This is a genomic window from Methylobacterium sp. UNC378MF (assembly GCF_900103195.1).
GTDB lineage: Bacteria > Pseudomonadota > Alphaproteobacteria > Rhizobiales > Beijerinckiaceae > Methylobacterium.
In genome coordinates this window covers 71103-87275 of the sequence record NZ_FMWU01000001.1, presented here as the reverse complement: position 1 = coordinate 87275, position 16173 = coordinate 71103, and the positions used below count along the sequence as shown (strand labels likewise).

Annotated in this window: 15 protein-coding genes; 10 read left to right on the top strand and 5 right to left on the bottom strand. The window is 69.2% G+C overall.

Features of this window, described 5'->3' with window-relative positions; all coding sequences use genetic code 11:
* The first annotated feature begins 172 nt into the window (after positions 1 to 172).
* The 4 genes from mnmA to BLT59_RS00395 all read left to right on the top strand — a co-directional run bounded on the left by mnmA (position 173) and on the right by BLT59_RS00395 (position 4508).
* A complete protein-coding gene (mnmA, locus tag BLT59_RS00410; protein WP_091774966.1) occupies positions 173 to 1327 on the top strand; it encodes a tRNA 2-thiouridine(34) synthase MnmA in 1155 nt (384 codons plus the stop codon).
* A 25-nt stretch (positions 1328 to 1352) separates the two neighbouring features.
* Positions 1353 to 2006: a class I SAM-dependent methyltransferase gene (locus BLT59_RS00405; RefSeq protein ID WP_091774963.1), complete on the top strand. Its 654-nt coding sequence runs from the start codon at positions 1353 to 1355 to the stop codon at positions 2004 to 2006.
* A complete protein-coding gene (locus BLT59_RS00400) occupies positions 2003 to 2821 on the top strand; it encodes a TVP38/TMEM64 family protein (RefSeq protein WP_091774961.1) in 819 nt (272 codons plus the stop codon). The genes BLT59_RS00405 and BLT59_RS00400 overlap by 4 nt, the downstream gene beginning before the upstream one ends.
* 211 nt (positions 2822 to 3032) lie before the next feature.
* On the top strand, positions 3033 to 4508 hold the full coding sequence (locus tag BLT59_RS00395) for a sensor histidine kinase (protein ID WP_091774959.1): 1476 nt from the start codon (positions 3033 to 3035) through the stop codon (positions 4506 to 4508).
* A 76-nt stretch (positions 4509 to 4584) separates the two neighbouring features.
* On the opposite strand, the gene bioB is transcribed toward BLT59_RS00395, so the two are convergent.
* The 3 genes from bioB to BLT59_RS00380 all read right to left on the bottom strand — a co-directional run bounded on the left by bioB (position 4585) and on the right by BLT59_RS00380 (position 7841).
* Positions 4585 to 5598 (bottom strand): biotin synthase BioB, encoded by a 1014-nt coding sequence (bioB, locus tag BLT59_RS00390; protein WP_091774957.1) that lies wholly within the window; start codon positions 5596 to 5598, stop codon positions 4585 to 4587.
* Between the two features lie 31 nt (positions 5599 to 5629).
* Positions 5630 to 6745 carry a methyl-accepting chemotaxis protein gene (locus BLT59_RS32095; RefSeq protein ID WP_091774955.1) on the bottom strand — a complete coding sequence of 372 codons (1116 nt, stop codon included), beginning with the start codon at positions 6743 to 6745 and terminating at the stop codon, positions 5630 to 5632.
* Between the two features lie 211 nt (positions 6746 to 6956).
* The gene (locus BLT59_RS00380) at positions 6957 to 7841 is read right to left on the bottom strand and encodes a fumarylacetoacetate hydrolase family protein (protein WP_091774952.1); all 885 of its coding nucleotides are present in this window, start codon (positions 7839 to 7841) and stop codon (positions 6957 to 6959) included.
* Between the two features lie 422 nt (positions 7842 to 8263).
* On the opposite strand from BLT59_RS00380, the gene BLT59_RS00375 reads away from it, so the two are divergent.
* Positions 8264 to 9577 (top strand): OmpP1/FadL family transporter, encoded by a 1314-nt coding sequence (locus BLT59_RS00375; RefSeq protein ID WP_175543887.1) that lies wholly within the window; start codon positions 8264 to 8266, stop codon positions 9575 to 9577.
* A 288-nt stretch (positions 9578 to 9865) separates the two neighbouring features.
* On the opposite strand, the gene phaC is transcribed toward BLT59_RS00375, so the two are convergent.
* The gene (gene phaC, locus BLT59_RS00370; protein WP_091774946.1) at positions 9866 to 11707 is read right to left on the bottom strand and encodes a PHA/PHB synthase family protein; all 1842 of its coding nucleotides are present in this window, start codon (positions 11705 to 11707) and stop codon (positions 9866 to 9868) included.
* A gap of 141 nt (positions 11708 to 11848) precedes the next feature.
* Here phaC and BLT59_RS00365 point away from each other — a divergent pair, with 141 nt between their 5' ends.
* The 4 genes from BLT59_RS00365 (at position 11849) to BLT59_RS00350 (ending at position 14400) form a co-directional block, all read left to right on the top strand.
* Entirely contained in the window at positions 11849 to 12250 is a 402-nt protein-coding gene (locus BLT59_RS00365; protein ID WP_091774943.1) for a hypothetical protein, read from the top strand.
* A gap of 111 nt (positions 12251 to 12361) precedes the next feature.
* Positions 12362 to 13579 carry an LL-diaminopimelate aminotransferase gene (locus BLT59_RS00360; protein ID WP_091775686.1) on the top strand — a complete coding sequence of 406 codons (1218 nt, stop codon included), beginning with the start codon at positions 12362 to 12364 and terminating at the stop codon, positions 13577 to 13579.
* Positions 13580 to 13713: 134 nt separating this feature from the next.
* Positions 13714 to 13926, top strand: a complete 213-nt coding sequence (locus tag BLT59_RS00355; protein WP_012321979.1) for a hypothetical protein — start codon at positions 13714 to 13716, stop codon at positions 13924 to 13926.
* Positions 13927 to 14040: 114 nt separating this feature from the next.
* Positions 14041 to 14400, top strand: a complete 360-nt coding sequence (locus BLT59_RS00350; RefSeq protein WP_091774940.1) for a hypothetical protein — start codon at positions 14041 to 14043, stop codon at positions 14398 to 14400.
* A 21-nt stretch (positions 14401 to 14421) separates the two neighbouring features.
* On the opposite strand, the gene BLT59_RS00345 is transcribed toward BLT59_RS00350, so the two are convergent.
* Complete coding sequence (locus BLT59_RS00345) at positions 14422 to 14760, bottom strand: DUF3140 domain-containing protein (RefSeq protein WP_091774936.1); 339 nt, start codon at positions 14758 to 14760, stop codon at positions 14422 to 14424.
* A 197-nt stretch (positions 14761 to 14957) separates the two neighbouring features.
* On the opposite strand from BLT59_RS00345, the gene prfB reads away from it, so the two are divergent.
* Positions 14958 to 16086, top strand: a protein-coding gene (prfB, locus tag BLT59_RS00340; protein ID WP_139173889.1) for a peptide chain release factor 2 whose coding sequence is annotated in 2 segments (ribosomal slippage) — positions 14958 to 15026 and positions 15028 to 16086 — 1128 coding nt in all. Because the reading frame shifts where the segments join, the coding sequence is not laid out codon by codon here.
* The last annotated feature ends 87 nt before the right edge of the window (positions 16087 to 16173 follow it).

The following is a 16173-nucleotide window of genomic DNA, read 5'->3' as shown; positions in this document are numbered from 1 at the left end:
AAAGACTCGATCTCTTCCGCGGCGCTCGGCGCAGCCCAGATCGAACCTGCCGCCCGCCCGGCAGGATCTGCCGGGTGCCGGGGCCGGCCGGCCTGGAAAGCCGGACGAAGTCCCGCTATAGACGGCCCGTGCAGCCAGGGCGCCTCCGGGCCGGCGGCTGCGGATCCTCGCGATGAACGCCCTCGATCTTCCCAAAGCCCCCCACGAGACGCGCGTCGTCGTCGCCATGTCGGGCGGCGTCGATTCCTCCGTGGTCGCGGGCCTGCTGAAGCGGCAGGGCTTCGACGTGGTCGGCGTGACGCTCCAGCTCTACGACCACGGCGCGGCGAGCCACCGCAAGGGCGCCTGCTGCGCCGGCCAGGACATCCACGACGCACGGGCGGCGGCGGAGCATCTCGGCATCCCGCACTACGTCCTCGACTACGAGGACCGCTTCCGAGACGCGGTCATCGAGAAGTTCGCCGAGAGCTATTTGGCTGGCGAGACGCCGATCCCCTGCGTCGAATGCAATCGCACCGTGAAGTTTCGCGACCTCCTGGGTCTTGCCCGGGACCTGAATGCCGACGCCCTGGCCACCGGCCATTATGTGGCGAGCCGGGCACTGCCGGGCGGCGGCCGGGCGCTCCACCGCGCCCTCGATCCCGCCCGGGACCAGAGCTACTTCCTCTACGCCACCACGGCCGAGCAGCTGGATTTCCTGCGCTTCCCCCTCGGCGAGATGGAGAAATCCGAGACCCGTGCGCTGGCGAAGGATCTCGGCCTGTCGCTCGCCGAGAAGCCGGACAGCCAGGACATCTGCTTCGTGCCGCAGGGCCGCTACAGCGACGTGATCGCCCGCCTGCGCCCCGACGCGGCGCGGCCCGGCGAGATCGTCGATCTCGCCGGCCACGTGCTGGGCCGGCACGACGGCATCGTCCACTATACGGTAGGGCAGCGGAAGGGCCTCGGCCTGTCAGGGCCGGATCCGCTCTACGTGGTGCGCCTGGAGCCGGATACGGCGCGGGTGGTGGTCGGACCGCGCATTGCGCTGGCCACGACCCGGATCCGCCTCTCGGACCTGAACTGGCTCGGCGAGGGCGCGGCCGAAACCGTGCGCGACCTGTCGGTGGCGGTGCGCGTGCGCTCGACCCGGCCACCGCGCCCGGCCCTGCTCTCGGTCGGGTCGGACGGCACGGCCGAGATCGTGCTCGCCGAGCCCGAGGACGGTGTGTCGCCGGGGCAGGCCTGCGCGATCTATGCGGATGACGGCCCGCGGGCCCGGGTTCTGGGCGGCGGCACCATCCGGCGTGTCAACGCGTTGTCGGCCCGGCCTCGCGAGGCCGCCTGATCTCAATCTCTGGAATCTTTGAACGATGCTGAGCGAGCCGCAGATGGCCGGGCCGAGCACGGCCCTGATGCGCAAGGCCTATGCCCGCTGGGCCCCCGTCTACGACGTGGTCTACGACAAGCTCACCGAGCCCGCGGCCCGCGCGGCGGTGGAGGCGGCGGCCGAGCACGGGCCGCGGATCCTGGAGGCCGGCGTCGGCACCGGGCTGGCGCTGGGCTACTACCCGAAGGCGAGCTTCGTCTGCGGGGTCGACCTCTCCGAGGACATGCTCAAGCGCGCCCGCGCCAAGGTCCGGCGCCGGAACCTGTCCCACGTGAAGGGCCTCCAGGTGATGGATGTCTGCCACCTGGGCTACGCCGATGCGAGCTTCGACGCCGTGGTGGCGCAGTTCCTGATCACCCTGGTGCCCGATCCCGAGGCCGCGATGTCGGAGTTCCTGCGGGTGGTGCGCCCGGGCGGTGGCATCGTGCTCGCCAACCATTTCGGCCAGAGCGAGGGTCCGGTCGCCCGGGTCGAGGAGATTGTGGCGCCGCTCTGCACGAAGATCGGCTGGTCGTCCGACTTCAAGGCGACCCGGATCGAGGCCTGGGCCCGGCGCAACGGCGTCGAGGTCCTGGGATTGAAGCCGACCTTCCCGGGCGGGTTCTTCAAGATTCTGCGGATGCGCAAGCCCGGGTGAGCGAGACCGGCAACGCGCCCGCCGCCGAAGGGCGCGGCAAGGGTCTTGGCGAAGATCGGGGCGAAGGTCGCTGGAAACGGCTGCGGCGCTGGCTTCCGCTGGTCCTTCTCCTGACGGTGTCGGTGATCGTCCTGCTCTCAGGGGCCGCCCAGCTCCTGAGCCTCGATCGGCTCCTCGCCTCGCGGGTCTGGCTGCGCGGCTTCGTCGACGCCGGCTATCTCCGCGCCCTGGTCGCAGCCTACTGCCTCTATGTCGGGGCCGTGGTCGTTTCGGTACCGGCCACGCTGATCCTGACGATGGTCTGCGGCTTCCTGTTCGGCATCGTTCCGGGGGCGCTCACCGCGGTCTGCGCCGCCACAACGGGCGCCGCCATCGTGTTCGCCATCGGCCGGGGGCCGGGCGCCGACCTGCTGCGGCGCGTGGGCGGCACGCGCCTCGCCGGGCTGGCCGAGGGCTTCCGGCGCAACGCCTTCGGCTATATCGCGGTCCTGCGCCTCCTTCCGCTGTTCCCCTTCTGGGTGACCAATCTCGCGCCCGCCGCCTTCGGGGTGAAGATGCGGATCTTCGTGCTCGCGACCTTCCTGGGGCTGCTGCCGGGCGCCATCGTGTACGCCACCACGGGCGCGGGTATCGAGGATGTCGTCGCCGTCCATGAGGCCGCCAGAGCCACCTGCCTGGCGGCGGGGACCGACAACTGCGACAATGCCCTGACCCTGCGGGCGCTCGTCACGCCCAAGATGGTGGCGGGGCTCGCGATGCTGGCCGTTTTCGCCTTGTTCAGCATGCTGCTGAGCCGGCGCGCCAGACGCGGCTGAGAAAGGCGGCCGAGCTGCGCGAACCTCCGCCGGCTGTGTTTTTCCGTGTCTTAAGGGCACATGCAACCGCCTGCGGGTTGATATCGTATAGTGCTCACCGACGAGAGCCTGTATTCCCGCCTGCGAATCTGTGGCTTGCGAACATGTATCCCGCGAAGGCCGGACCCGGCTCGAGCTTTCTTAATCCTCCCTCCGCTGATCCTCATCTGCGATGCCCGCGCGGAGCGTGAACGACGTGTCCGTCGAGTCCGATCAGGCCGCGGCACCGGTTTCGCCGGCCTCCGTTCAAACTCGCGATCTGCTCGAGCGGCGCACGGCACGCCTCGGCCTGTCGGGGCGGCTGTTCCTCGTCACCGTGGCGTTCGTGGTGGTGGCGGAGGTTCTCACCTACGTGCCCGCGGTGGCCAATTACCGGATCGAGTGGATGTCGGACCGGCTGGCGGCGGCGCAGGTCGCCGCCCTGGTTCTGGACGGCCGGACCGGCGAGCCGGTCTCAGAGGCACTGGAGGGCCGGCTCCTGGCCGGCGTGAATGCCAGGGCCATCGCCGTCCGCGGCGGGGGCGCCCAGCGCCTGCTCGCCATTGAGCCGATGCCCGAGCAGGTCGCCGACACCGTCGATCTGCGCGATGTCACCGCACTGTCGGCGATCCGGGGTGCCTGGCGCACCCTCGTCGCCCCGGTTCAGGAGCCGATCCGCGTGGTCGGAGAGGGCGGCGGCGGGTTCGACCGGGTCGAGATCCTGCTCGACGAGGCGCCGCTGCGCACCGCCATGATCGATTACGCGCTGCGCCTGCTGGTCTCCTCGCTGATCATCGCGGCCGCGGCGGCGGGACTCGTCTTCGTGGTCCTGCAGGTGCTGATCGTGCGGCCGGTGCGGCGGCTCGCCACCAGCATCACGGCCTTCGCGGACGATCCCGAGGATGCCGGGCGGATCATTGCGCCGTCCCGCCGCAGCGACGAGATCGGCCAGGCCGAGCGGGCGCTGGGACGGATGCAGCGCAGCCTCGCCGATCAGCTCCGCCAGAAGCGGCGGCTCGCCGAACTGGGGCTCGCAGTCAGCAAGATCAGTCACGAGTTGCGCAACCTTCTCACCGGCGCCCAGCTCCTGGGCGACCGCCTGGAGGGCACCGAGGATCCGACGGTGCAGCGCGTGGCCCCGCGCCTTGTCGGCACGCTCGCCCGGGCGATCCGCTTCTGTGAGGCGACGCTCGCCTACGGGCGCGTCTCCGAGCGGACGCCGCTCCTGGCCAGCACGCCGCTGGCGCCCCTCTTCGCGGAGCTTCCGGATCTCGCTGCGCTGGCGGCGCACCCGGTCTCCGTGGAGGTCGCGGCGGCCGATCTCTCCGTGCAGGCCGATCCGGAGCAACTCGGGCGGGCGCTGGCCAATCTCGTGCGCAACGCCGTGCAGGCGCTGGACGGGGCCGCCGTGCCGGAGGCCGCGGTGCGCGTCGTGGCCTCCCGCGCGGCGCCGGGCCGGATCACGATCCTGGTCGCCGATAACGGCCCCGGCCTGCCCGCGCGCGCCCGGGAGAACCTGTTCGCGCCGTTTCAGGGGTCCATGCGCTCCGGCGGCACGGGTCTCGGCCTGCCGATCGCCGCCGAGCTGATCGGGATCAACGGTGGCACGCTCACCCTCGACGCGAGCGAGGCTGGGGCGCAGTTCCGGATCGTACTGCCGGAGGGTTGACGCGGTCCCGCGCTGACGACCCCCTCACGCCGTCGTCGCTCCCTTGCGAGGAGGCGGACGGAAACGCGCCCGCGGGTTACTCGGCCGCAGCCCGGACCGGCTCGCCGACCCGGATGCCGAGATCGGCCAGCAGGGCCGCGTCGTCATCCTGCCCGTTATTGGCGGTCGTGAGCAGCCGCTCGCCGTAGAAGATCGAGTTGGCGCCCGCGAGGAAGCACAGCACCTGCGCCTCACGGGTGAGGCTCTTGCGGCCGGCGCTCAGACGGACCCGGGACCGGGGCATCACGATCCGCGCCGTGGCGCACATCCGCACGAGGTCGAACGGATCGACCGCCGGCTGGTCTTCCAGCGGGGTGCCGGGCACCGCCACCAGGGCGTTGATCGGCACGCTCTCGGGGTGGGGCGCGTGGTTGGAAAGCACCTGGAGCATCGCGGCACGGTCGGTGACGCCCTCGCCCATGCCGACGATGCCGCCGCAGCACACGCCGATCCCGGCTTCCCGGACATGCGCGAGGGTCTGCAGACGCTCATCGTAGGTCCGGGTGGAGATGATGTCCTCGTAGTAATCCGGACCGGTATCGAGGTTGTGGTTGTAAGAGGTCAGGCCGGCCTCGGCCAGCCGCCCGGCCTGGGAGGGCGTGAGCATGCCGAGCGTCACGCAGGCCTCCATGCCGAGGCCGCGCACGCCGCGCACCATGGCGAGCACCGCGTCGAATTCCGGGCCGTCCTTCGGCTGGCGCCACGCGGCGCCCATGCAGAAGCGCTGGGCGCCTGCGGCCTTGGCGGCGGCGGCCTCGGCCAGCACGGTCTCCACCGGCATCAGCCGCTCGCGAGCGACGCCCGCACCCTTGTGATGGGCCGATTGCGGGCAGTAGGCGCAATCCTCCGGGCAGCCGCCGGTCTTGATCGACAGGAGCGAGGCCCGCTGGATGTCAGCAGGATCGTTGTGCCGGCGGTGAACCTGCGCGGCCCGGAACACGAGGTCCATCAGCGGCAGGTCGTGGATCGCGCGGATCTCCGCCACGCTCCAGTCGTGGCGGATGTCGCCGAGGTCGGTCTGCTGGGAACCGGGAAGGGAAGTCGCGCTCATCCGGTGTTTGAGCCGGATCGGCGACCAGAAATCAAGCGGGCCGGGTGCCCGAAATCCCTGCGGACGGGTCAGTCTGGACGATCATGCCGTACCAACCGAGGCCGCGATACGTCTCGTAGCCCGGAGTTCGGTGGAACGCCGTGACCGTCCCCGTCCGCGGATCCTGCACGATCCCGCGCGTGCGACCGTCCAGTCGGCAGGACACCCGCTCGGTCAGGAGCCCGGTCTGATCGGAGGCCGCCAGGACCCGGCCGCCGGCATCGACCAAGAGCGCGCGGGTGCGCCCCCGATCCTCCGGCGCGACACGGATCCCGGAGACGATCGTGTGGGCCTGGGGCGCCCAGTCGAAATGGATCGCCAGGACTCCGAGCGGGGCGCCATCCGCCCGGCCGTCCGCCCGCACGCTCGCCGCGTAGGTGGCGACATGCGCGCCGCTCAGCCCATCCTCCTGACGCACGTCGGCACAGACGAAGGCGTCCCCGCTCTGCAGGGCAACCGCGTCCCGGAACCAGGCTTCGCCCGCGACGCTTCGGCCCTGCAACCCGGGATAGCGATTCGCGCGGCCCGTCGCGAGGATGCGGCCATCCAGGCCGCAAATCCAGAGATCCAGATAAACCGTATAGGCCGAGAGGATGACGCCGAGGCGCTCGCTCGCGAAGGCCGCGGCGGCCGGGCTGGGATCGGCCGCGCAGGCGACGACGGCGGCATCGGTCGCCCACCAGCGCACGTCGCAGGTCCGCTCGTAAAGGTTGCGGTCGATCAGCTCGACCGCATTCAGCGCGAGGTCGACCAGCCGCTCGCCCTGCACCCGGCCGGCCATCGCTTCCACCGTGCGCTGCAGCTCGACGATGCGGCCGGCCAGGTGCAGTTCCAGCTCGCCGGCGATGACATCCACGGATTCGCCGAGCGCACGCACCTCCTGAGCGACGACCGCGAATCCGCGCCCCTGCTCGCCGGCGCGTGCAGCTTCGATCAGCGCGTTGAGCGCGAGGATCTTTGTCTGCGCCGTGATCCGCCGGATCCGGCCGGTCTTCTCCTGCGCCGCCTGCTTGACGGCATCGGCCAGGATCTCGATCGACCTGAGTGTCGGCGGCTCGGAGTCCGATCCGGGGCCTCGGTTATCAGGAAAATCAGATGTCGTACTCATGCCCGACCCGACCAGCGATGCGGGTATTTTACAGATAGAGTATAACGCGGGCTTAACTGGCAAAAATAATAATATAACTTACAATACTGGAAGCTTGCCGGAATTCAATCGAGAGTATGTAGCATGCCTGCCGGACGGCAGAATCCGACGATCACTGATATCAGTGAGGTTTCATGGGCCGCCGCCCGGATCCGGGCGGCGGCGTGGCATGTCAGTCCGTCGGCTCGCCGGACGAGACCTTGGCGGTCCAGTCATCGAAGGCGATCACCTTCTGGCGCTGCTCGCCGAGCCGGTCGATCCGCAGGACCATCTCGTCGCCGGGCTTCAAGTAGTGTGGCGGCTTCATGCCGAGGCCGACACCCGGCGGGGTGCCGGTGGTGATCACGTCGCCGGGCTCCAGCAGCATGAAGTGCGACGTATAGGCGACGAGTTGGGGCACGTCGAAGATCATCGTCGCAGTGGAGCCGGTCTGGCGGCGCTCCCCGTTCACGTCGAGGCTCATGGCGAGGTTCTTCAGGTCGGGAATCTCGTCCAGCGTCACCAGCCAGGGACCGAGGGGGCCGAATGTCGGCGCGCTCTTGCCCTTGGTCCAGGTCGGACCCCGGTTCATCTGCCATTCGCGCTCGGAGACGTCGTTGCAGATGCAGGCGCCCGCCACGTAGTTCAGCGCCTCGTTGGCGTGGACGTAGCTGGCGCGCCGCCCGATCACCACGGCGAGTTCCACCTCCCAGTCGGTGCTGTGCGAGCTCTTGGGGATGATCACCGTGTCGTTTGGCCCGCACAGGCTCGACGGGGCCTTGTTGAAGATGATCGGCTCCGCGGGGATCGGTGAGCCGGTCTCGGCCGCGTGGTCGGCGAAGTTCAGGCCGATGGCCACGACGTTGCGCGTGCCGCCCACGCAGGGGCCGAGCCGCACGTCCGGCGGCAGCTTCGGCAGGGTCTCGGGGTCGAGGGCCCGCAGTCGCGCCAGCGACTCGGGCGCGAGCGCTGGCCCGGCGATGTCACGCACGATGCCCGACAGGTCGCGCAGCCCGCCGTTCGCATCCACGAGGCCGGGCTTCTCGTCGCCGCTCGGGCCGTGCCGGAAGAGCTTCATGGCCGCACTCCTCATCCTTCCCTGAACCGGTCTGCGCCGGACGGCGGGACCATGGCCGGGCCTCGACCTAGGTGCAAGGCCGGCGGCGGCGGTGCTGCGTCGGCGCGGCGCCGCGGCGTGTGTCGCAGCCGGGCAACAGGGCGGCGGAAAAGTGCATGGTCCGCAGTCTCAGGATTTATTGTTCATGCCACTGCATGTTCGGATCAGTTCGGCGCAAGACTGAGTAAGCCAGGTATCTCTTGGATTTCGGGTGTCACGAAGCCACGCATTCCGATTGCTTCATTGATCATCTTCTCGGCCTGCAAACTGAACAGGATCATTGCGGTCCTGCCCTCGAAACCGGCACCATGCGGGGAAGGTCGCCGCATAACGGGTCTCGAACAATCGACGGCGCCCATCAGAACGAAGATGTGGGGGACGAGATGGGTGGGACAGTGCGCGCCGCGTTGCTGGCGGCGACTGCGGTGATCCTCGGCGCCGGGCAGGCGCAGGCGGGGGCGTTCGGGATCCGGGAGCAGAGCACGCAGGCCCAGGGGCTGTCCTACGCGGGCGCCGCATCGGGATCGGGCGGCGTCTCGTCGATCTTCTGGAATCCCGCGACCATCACGATGAATCCGGGCTTCGTCGCGGAGCAGAACTTCACCTATATCGGCCTCTCCTCCGAGATCCGCCCCGCGCCGGGCACCAATCCGGGCTTCGCGCGGCTGGGCGGCTCGGGCGAACTCGGCCAGGGCGCGATCGTGCCGGCAGGCGCGACCTCGTACCAGCTGAACGACCGCCTGTGGCTCGGACTCTCGACCGGCGCCCCTTTCGGCCTCATCACCAAGCCGAACCAGTTCTGGTCCGGCGAGGTCTACGGACGCTCGTCGCGGATCTTCTCGCTGGCGATCAACCCGGTTATCGGGTTCAAGGTCAACGAGTGGCTCTCGATCGCGGCCGGCCCGAACATCGAGTATTTCCGCCTGACCCTGCGCCAGGCGCTGCCGATCCCCGGCATCCTGCCGACCTCCTACCCGAGTTCCTTTCTGAAGGGTGAGTCCTGGGGCGCGGGCTTCACCGCGGGCGCCACGCTGACGCCCCGCGACGGGACCGTGCTGGGCATCGGCTACCGCTCCTCAGTCCACCACGACATCGACGGTTCGATCGGCGTGCCCCTGGTCGCCCTGGCACCCCTCGCCGGTCAAGTCCGCGCGCGGCTGAACACCCCCGATAAGCTGAGCGTCGGTCTTACGCAGGCAATCTCGCCTGTGGCGCGGGTGAACCTCGGATTCGAGTGGGACAATTGGTCGAGGCTCGGCAATATCGGCATCGTGTCCAAGACCCTCGGCCTGCCGGTGAACAACCTGCCGCTCAACTACAAGGACGGGTTCACCTACGCGATCGGTGCCGAGTACGACGCATCGCCGAACCTGACGCTGCGGACCGGCTTCGCCTACGAGACCTCGCCGATCGACTTCCGCAACCGGTCGGTGCGGCTTCCGGACGGGGACCGCTACATCGCCTCGCTCGGCGCCAGCTACCGCTGGAGCCAGCAACTGACGCTGAACCTCGCCTACTCGCACTTCTTCCTGGACCGGTCGCGGATCCTGGCGGGCATCGGCCGCGACTACAACATCAGCAACATCGCCTTTGCGGGCGTCGTGGATTCCAGCGCCGACATCGTCTCGGTGGGCTTCCGCTACGTGTTCGGCGCCCCGCCGGCCCCGGCTCCGGCGCCGCTCGTGCGGAAGTACTGAGGGCCTGTCCAAGCCCGAAGTCCCGTCGCGCACCGTTCGGGCGCGACGGGAAAAGTCCAAGCCGTGCGCCCCTCCCGTGGCGTCCGCGTCGCTGGGCTTCGCAATAGACTTTCCGGCGTCGCACTGCCTTCCGGTGGCCTCCTTCGAGGCTGCTGCGCAGGACCTCAGGACGCGGCCGCCATTGAATTGTTCCGCGTCGGACGGAACCGAGGCCGTACCGAGGAGCCGCCGGACCTGCGCCGGTTCGTGCGGTCGGCACCCCCGACGCCCACCGGAAAGGCGCGACGCTCAGGCGCGCATCCGCACATAGGTCCCGGGCGCCGGACCCAGGGATTGCAGCGCATCGCCGCCCGGCTGACGGGCGGGCACCCGCTCCGGGGCCTGCGCCTCGATCCACTGGAACCAGTAGGGCCACCACGAGCCCTTGGTCTCGACTGCGGCCCTGATCCACTCCTCGAGGGTTCCCTTCACGGGGCCGCCGGTCCAGTAACCGTATTTCGGCTTGGACGGCGGATTGATCACGCCGGCGATGTGGCCCGAGCCCGCGAGCACGAAGTCGACCTTGCCGCCGAACACTTTCGAGCCCTCGAAGACCGAGAGGGCGGGCGCGATGTGGTCCTCTCGGGTGGCGAGGTTGAAGATCGGGACCTGCACTTTCTTGAGGTCCAGGCGAACGTTGCCGAGTACCATCCGCCCCTGCGCCAGCGTGTTGTCGAGGTAGCAATTGCGCAAGTAGAAGGAATGATTGGCCGCCGGCATACGGGTGGCATCGGAATTCCAGTACAGCAGGTCGAAGGCCGAAGGCGCCTTGCCCTTGATGTAGTTGTTCACGACGTAGGGCCAGATCAGATCGTTCGGCCGGAGCATGTTGAAGGCGTTCGCCATCCGGGCGCCCTCCAGGTAGCCATGCTCGGCCATGCGTGCCTCGACCTGTCGGATCTGCTCCTCGTCGGCGAAGACCTTCAGGTCGCCCGCGTGGGTGAAGTCGACCTGCGTGGTCAGCAGCGTCGCGCTCTTGATGCGCCGGTTGCCGGTGGCGGCCTGCATGGCGAGCGTCACGGCCAGCAGTGTGCCGCCGACGCAGTAGCCGGCCGCCGTGACCTCGTTCTCGCCGGTGGCGACCCCGATCGCGTCGATGGCCGCCTCGATCCCCTCACGCATGTAGGACTCGAAGTCCTTGTCGGCGTGCCGGGAATCCGGATTCACCCACGAGATGCAAAAGACCGTCAGGCCCTGGTCGACCATCCATTTCAGGAAGCTCTTCTGCGGATTGAGGTCGAGAATGTAGAACTTGTTGATCCAGGGCGGCACCATCAGGAACGGGCGTCGCAGCACGGTCTCGGTGGTAGGCGCGTACTGGATCAGCTCGATCAGGTCGTTGCGGAACACCACCTCGCCGGGGGTGACCGCCATGTTGCGACCAACCTCGAACCCGCTCGGGTCGGTCTGGCGTACGCGCAGCTGCCCGCCGCCGGCCGCCAGATCCTCCTCGTACATCTTCAATCCGCGGACGAGGTTGGCGCCGTTCTCCTGCAGGGTGTGGCGGATCAGCTCCGGGTTGGTCGGCAGGAAGTTCGACGGCGAGAGCATGCTGGTGAGCTGGCGCAGGTAGAACTGCGCCTTGTGGCGCGTATGCGCGTCGAGCCCCTCGGCCTCGTCCACGAGGCTCTCGGCCCAGCGTGTGGCGAGCAGGTAGGCCTGCTTGATGAAGTCGAAATACGGGTTGCTCGACCACTCGGCATGGGCGAAGCGCGCGTCCCGGGGCTCGGGCAGCGCCACCGGTTCAGCCGGCTGGCCCTGCAGGCGCAGGTAGGTTGAGCCCCAGAGCGACAGGAAAGCCTGCGACAGGCGGGCCTGGGCCTCGGCGCTGCGGTTCGGGTCGGCGAGCCAGGATTCGGCCACCTGACCGAGCACCTTGGCCGCCTCGTTCATCTCGCTGCCGGGCGCGCCCGCGTGCCCCTCGGGCCCGAGGAGGCGGGCGACGTTACGCCCCATCGCCTCGACGAACTGTCCGGCATTGCGGGAAATGGCCTCGAAATCCGGCATCGGGGCGACCGTGCCGTCCGGCATCGCGCCGTTCGAGACCGACTTCGGAGGGGCGGTCCGATCCGGCGCCTGCGGGCTCGTCAAGCGTGCCTCCCTGTGCTTCATCTGTTGACCCGATGGCGCGGGCCTCGTTTCCGACAAAATAACGAGCGAGCCAGAGTTTTCGCCAGCCCGGCTCTGGACGTCGCCGAAACATCCGGCCGATCTTTTCATACGCATGTGACGATGGATCGTGCCATTTTGAACCCCGCCATCCGTCCGCATCGCGCCGGTCCGTTGTCTCGCCTGACCTGCACGGCCGGCCTGGGACTGCTGGTCGGCGCGCTCGGAGGCTGCTCGGGCGACGTCGTCCGCTCGCTGGCCTCCGATGCAGGCTACGGGCCGCGGGTCGTCGCGGCCCCGGATTTCGTCACGGACTCGCGCAGCAAGGCGCAGCCCGACTTCATGCCGGTGGGCGTCGACGCGCCGAAGCGGCCGGCGCGGGCCAAGTCAGTCACCGGGCAGAAGGCGCTGGAGGCGGAGCTGGAGAGCGCCCGCGGCCGCAACGAGGCCCGTGGACGGGCCGCCGCGAGCGCCGGGCGGGGCGCCGCCGCCACAATCAAGCCGGCCCCGGCGGCGCCGCAATAGCCGGTCCTTTTTCAGGGTCGGCGACGGCCCGCAACTCTGCTAGAGCAAGTGGTTCGCCCGACCGGCCCAGACGAGAGACGCCGGATCCGGGACGCGCCGATGGACACGCCCATGACCGACTTCCACCGCATCAAGCGACTGCCGCCCTACGTCTTCGAGCAGGTCAACCGGATCAAGGCCGCCGCCCGGGCGCAGGGTGCCGACATCATCGATCTCGGCATGGGCAACCCGGATCTCGATGCTCCGAAGCACGTCATCGCCAAGCTGTGCGAGACGGCCGGGCGGCCGCGCACGGATCGCTACTCGGCCTCCAAGGGCATTGCCGGCCTCCGCAAGGCCCAGGCCGGCTACTACCAGCGCCGCTTCGGCGTGACACTGAACCCCGACACGCAGGTCGTGGCGACCCTCGGCTCGAAAGAGGGGTTCGCCAACATGGCGCAGGCGATCACCGCCCCGGGCGACGTCGTGCTGGTGCCGAACCCGAGCTATCCGATCCACGCCTTCGGCTTCCTGATGGCCGGCGGCGTCATCCGCTCGGTGCCGGCCGAGCCGACCCCGGCGATGTTCCCCGCCCTCGAGCGGGCCATGCGCCACTCGATCCCGAAGCCGGTGGCGCTGGTCGTGTGTTACCCGTCGAACCCGACCGCCTACGTGGCGAGCCTCGACTTCTACCGGGACCTCGTGGCCTTCGCCAAGCAGCACGAGCTGATCCTGCTGTCGGACCTCGCCTACGCGGAGGTCTATTTCGATGACAACCCGCCGCCGTCGGTGCTGCAGGTGCCCGGTGCCATCGATTGCACGGTAGAATTCACCTCGCTGTCGAAGACCTACTCGATGGCCGGCTGGCGGATGGGCTTCGCGGTGGGCAACGAGCGCCTGCTTGCGGCGCTCACCCGGGTGAAGTCCTACCTCGATTACGGCGCCTTCACGCCGATCCAGGTCGCCGCGACTGCCGCCCTCAACGGGCCGGACGACTGCATCCACGAGATGCGCAGCATCTACAGGAAGCGCCGCGACGCGCTGGTCGAATCGTTCGGCAAGGCCGGCTGGACCATCCCGTCGCCCGCCTCCTCGATGTTCGCCTGGGTGCCGATCCCCGAGCGCTACCGGGAGCTGGGCAGCCTCGAATTCTCCAAGCTGCTCCTGGAGAAGTCCGACGTGGCGGTCGCCCCCGGCATCGGCTTCGGCGAGTTCGGCGACGAGTATGTCCGCATCGCGCTCGTGGAGAACGAGCAGCGCATCCGGCAGGCGGCGCGCAACATCCGCCGGTTCTTCGACGGCACCGACAAGACGCTGCACAACGTCGTTCCGATGGCCCGGGCCGGCTAGCCGGGCCCGCGCAGATTGTTGCCGCGGGGCGACAGGCGCCGTCAAAGGCGTCGGCGCCCCGCGACGGCGCTTGTCAGGGCGGGGCCCGATGGCCAGGGTCAGGTGCGGGGGTCTTCCCGCGTCCCGAGTGTCGCATGCGCCGCCTGAATCTGATCGCCGCCCTGCTGCTCGCCGCCGCGGCCTCGGCCTGCGCGCCGAACCCGATCATCGCCCGGGATCCGATCCCCGCGCCGGGGCCGGCGGACGTGTACGCGTGCGACTCGAAGCCGTTGCCGGTCAACGCCTTCATGACGGATTGCCGCCCCGTTCCGGCGAGCCCGCAGGTCGTGCTGCGCGCGCGCGGCTGATCCCGCCCGGGAGTTTCGGTAACCGGTCGATTCGGATGCGCCGGACAAGCCGCCTGCGATCAGCTAGACTGTAGGCCAGATGCCGGCTCGTCCGGCCCCCTGACGGAGCATCGCGTGAGCACCAAGACCCTGATCGCCGCCGGATTCCTCGCCCTCCTGGCGGGGCAGGGCGCCTCGGCCTCCGAAGCCGCCTACCCGCCGGCGCCCTACCAGCCCCGCGCCTTCGTGTTCACCGCCCCGAACGGGCCGACCGTTCTGGAGACCGAGGGCTGCTGCCAGGTCGTCGTACCGCCGGGCCGGCCCGATCTCGCCCAGCCCGCGGTGCCGGTGGCCGAGGTGATGAACGGCGGCGGCTTCGGCTACACCGGGTTCGACTACTACAACGACCAGATCACCGAGGGGCGGTTCGGCGCGCGCAAGCGGCCGAAGGAGTACGTGATCGCCCCGTCCTATATCGTGCCGCCGCGCTACTGAGCCGCCGGGTCTCCCGGGGTCTCAATCCTTCTGCGGATCGTGGCCCCAGTTCATCAGCGACATCCGCCACGGCGAGTCGGGGTCCTTCCGGGCCTCGCCGCCCTGCTTGAGGTGGCGATGGACGTAGCCCACGACCTTCCGCATGGCGGCGTAGTCGTCATCCGTCAGGTCGGCCTTCTTCGTATCCTTGATCGCCAGGATCCGCCGGCCCATCTCGTGGCCGGTCGACTCGCCGCCGTCCTTCTTCTGGCCGACCGCCCGGCTCGCCTCGCTGTCGAGATGCTTCTTCAGCGCCGCCGGCGTCATGTTGACGGCCTCGTTGAAGTCCGTCCACGTCGCCGCGTGATCGTTGTCCGCCATCCGCTTGCCTCCTCGGCCGTGTCGCTCGTGCCCGACAACGCGCCTGACAGGCGCCGGCTCGGCACCATCCCTGCGGTCGGGCGCCGCACAGGCGCCAGGCGACGCGGCACGGGAGCGTTTACAGCCCGGCCCCCGGGGGGTATCACCCCGGCCCACGAGCCCTTACGCCTTTCCCACCCCAATTCCCGAAAAACCAGATGCGCGCCGAGATCGAGCAAGCCTCGGATGCCGCCAAGCAGTCTATAGGGCTGCTGAGGAGGCATCTTTGACTGGGATACAGTCGATAAACGCCTCGCGGAGCTGAACGCCGCTTCCGAGAACCCGGACCTCTGGAACGATGCCGAGGCCGCCCAGAAGGTCATGCGCGAGCGCCAGCAGCTCGACGAGGCCGTCACGGCGATCAAGAAGCTCGAGCGCGACCTCGAGGACGGCGCCACGCTGATCGAACTCGGCGAGATGGAGGGCGACGAATCCTCCATCCGCGAGGGCGAGGCCGCGATCCTGGCCGTCGAGAAGGAGGCCGCGAGCCGGCAGGTCGAGACTCTGCTGTCCGGCGAGGCCGACGGTTTCGACACCTATCTCGAGGTTCATGCCGGCGCCGGCGGCACCGAGAGCCAGGACTGGGCCAACATGCTCCAGCGCATGTATGCCCGCTGGGCCGAGCGCCGGAAGTACAAGGTCGAGGTCGTCGAGATGACCGACGGCGAAGAGGCCGGAATCAAGGGCGCCACGCTCCTGATCAAGGGCCACAACGCCTATGGCTGGCTCAAGACCGAGTCCGGTGTGCACCGGCTGGTGCGGATCTCGCCCTACGATTCCAGCGCCCGGCGGCACACCAGCTTCGCCAGCGTCTGGGTCTACCCGGTGATCGACGACCGGATCGAGATCGAGATCAAGGAATCCGACTGCCGGATCGACACCTACCGGTCATCGGGCGCCGGCGGCCAGCACGTCAACACCACCGACTCGGCGGTGCGCATCACCCACAATCCCACCGGGATCGTGGTGGCGTGCCAGCAGGAGCGCTCGCAGCACAAGAACCGGGCGACCGCCTGGAACATGCTGCGCGCCCGGCTCTACGAGGCCGAGTTGAAGAAGCGCGAAGAGAAGGCCAACGCCGAGGCCGCCTCCAAGACCGATATCGGCTGGGGTCACCAGATCCGGTCCTACGTGCTGCAGCCGTACCAGCTGGTGAAGGACCTGCGCACCGGCACCCAGTCCACCGATCCGGACGAGGTGCTCGACGGCGACCTCGACCCGTTCATGGAGGCTTCGCTCGCCCAGCGGGTCTACGGCGGCAGCGAGGCGGTCGAGGATATCGACTGAGCGTCCGGCAGGGCGTGACCCTGCCGGAGATCGTCGTTTCGAGTCTTGGTACCTCCAGTCGGAACACCTCATCCTGAGGTGCCGGAG

Bases quoted from the DNA above. Each gene is read 5' to 3' on its own strand.
- mnmA (WP_091774966.1), top strand. From the start codon at position 173: ATGAACGCCCTCGATCTTCCCAAAGCCCCCCACGAGACGCGCGTCGTC.
- BLT59_RS00405 (WP_091774963.1), top strand. From the start codon at position 1,353: ATGCTGAGCGAGCCGCAGATGGCCGGGCCGAGCACGGCCCTGATGCGC.
- BLT59_RS00395 (WP_091774959.1), top strand. From the start codon at position 3,033: ATGCCCGCGCGGAGCGTGAACGACGTGTCCGTCGAGTCCGATCAGGCC.
- bioB (WP_091774957.1), bottom strand. From the start codon at position 5,598: ATGAGCGCGACTTCCCTTCCCGGTTCCCAGCAGACCGACCTCGGCGAC.
- BLT59_RS32095 (WP_091774955.1), bottom strand. From the start codon at position 6,745: ATGAGTACGACATCTGATTTTCCTGATAACCGAGGCCCCGGATCGGAC.
- BLT59_RS00380 (WP_091774952.1), bottom strand. From the start codon at position 7,841: ATGAAGCTCTTCCGGCACGGCCCGAGCGGCGACGAGAAGCCCGGCCTC.
- BLT59_RS00375 (WP_175543887.1), top strand. From the start codon at position 8,264: ATGGGTGGGACAGTGCGCGCCGCGTTGCTGGCGGCGACTGCGGTGATC.
- BLT59_RS00365 (WP_091774943.1), top strand. From the start codon at position 11,849: ATGGATCGTGCCATTTTGAACCCCGCCATCCGTCCGCATCGCGCCGGT.
- BLT59_RS00360 (WP_091775686.1), top strand. From the start codon at position 12,362: ATGACCGACTTCCACCGCATCAAGCGACTGCCGCCCTACGTCTTCGAG.
- BLT59_RS00355 (WP_012321979.1), top strand. From the start codon at position 13,714: ATGCGCCGCCTGAATCTGATCGCCGCCCTGCTGCTCGCCGCCGCGGCC.
- BLT59_RS00345 (WP_091774936.1), bottom strand. From the start codon at position 14,760: ATGGCGGACAACGATCACGCGGCGACGTGGACGGACTTCAACGAGGCC.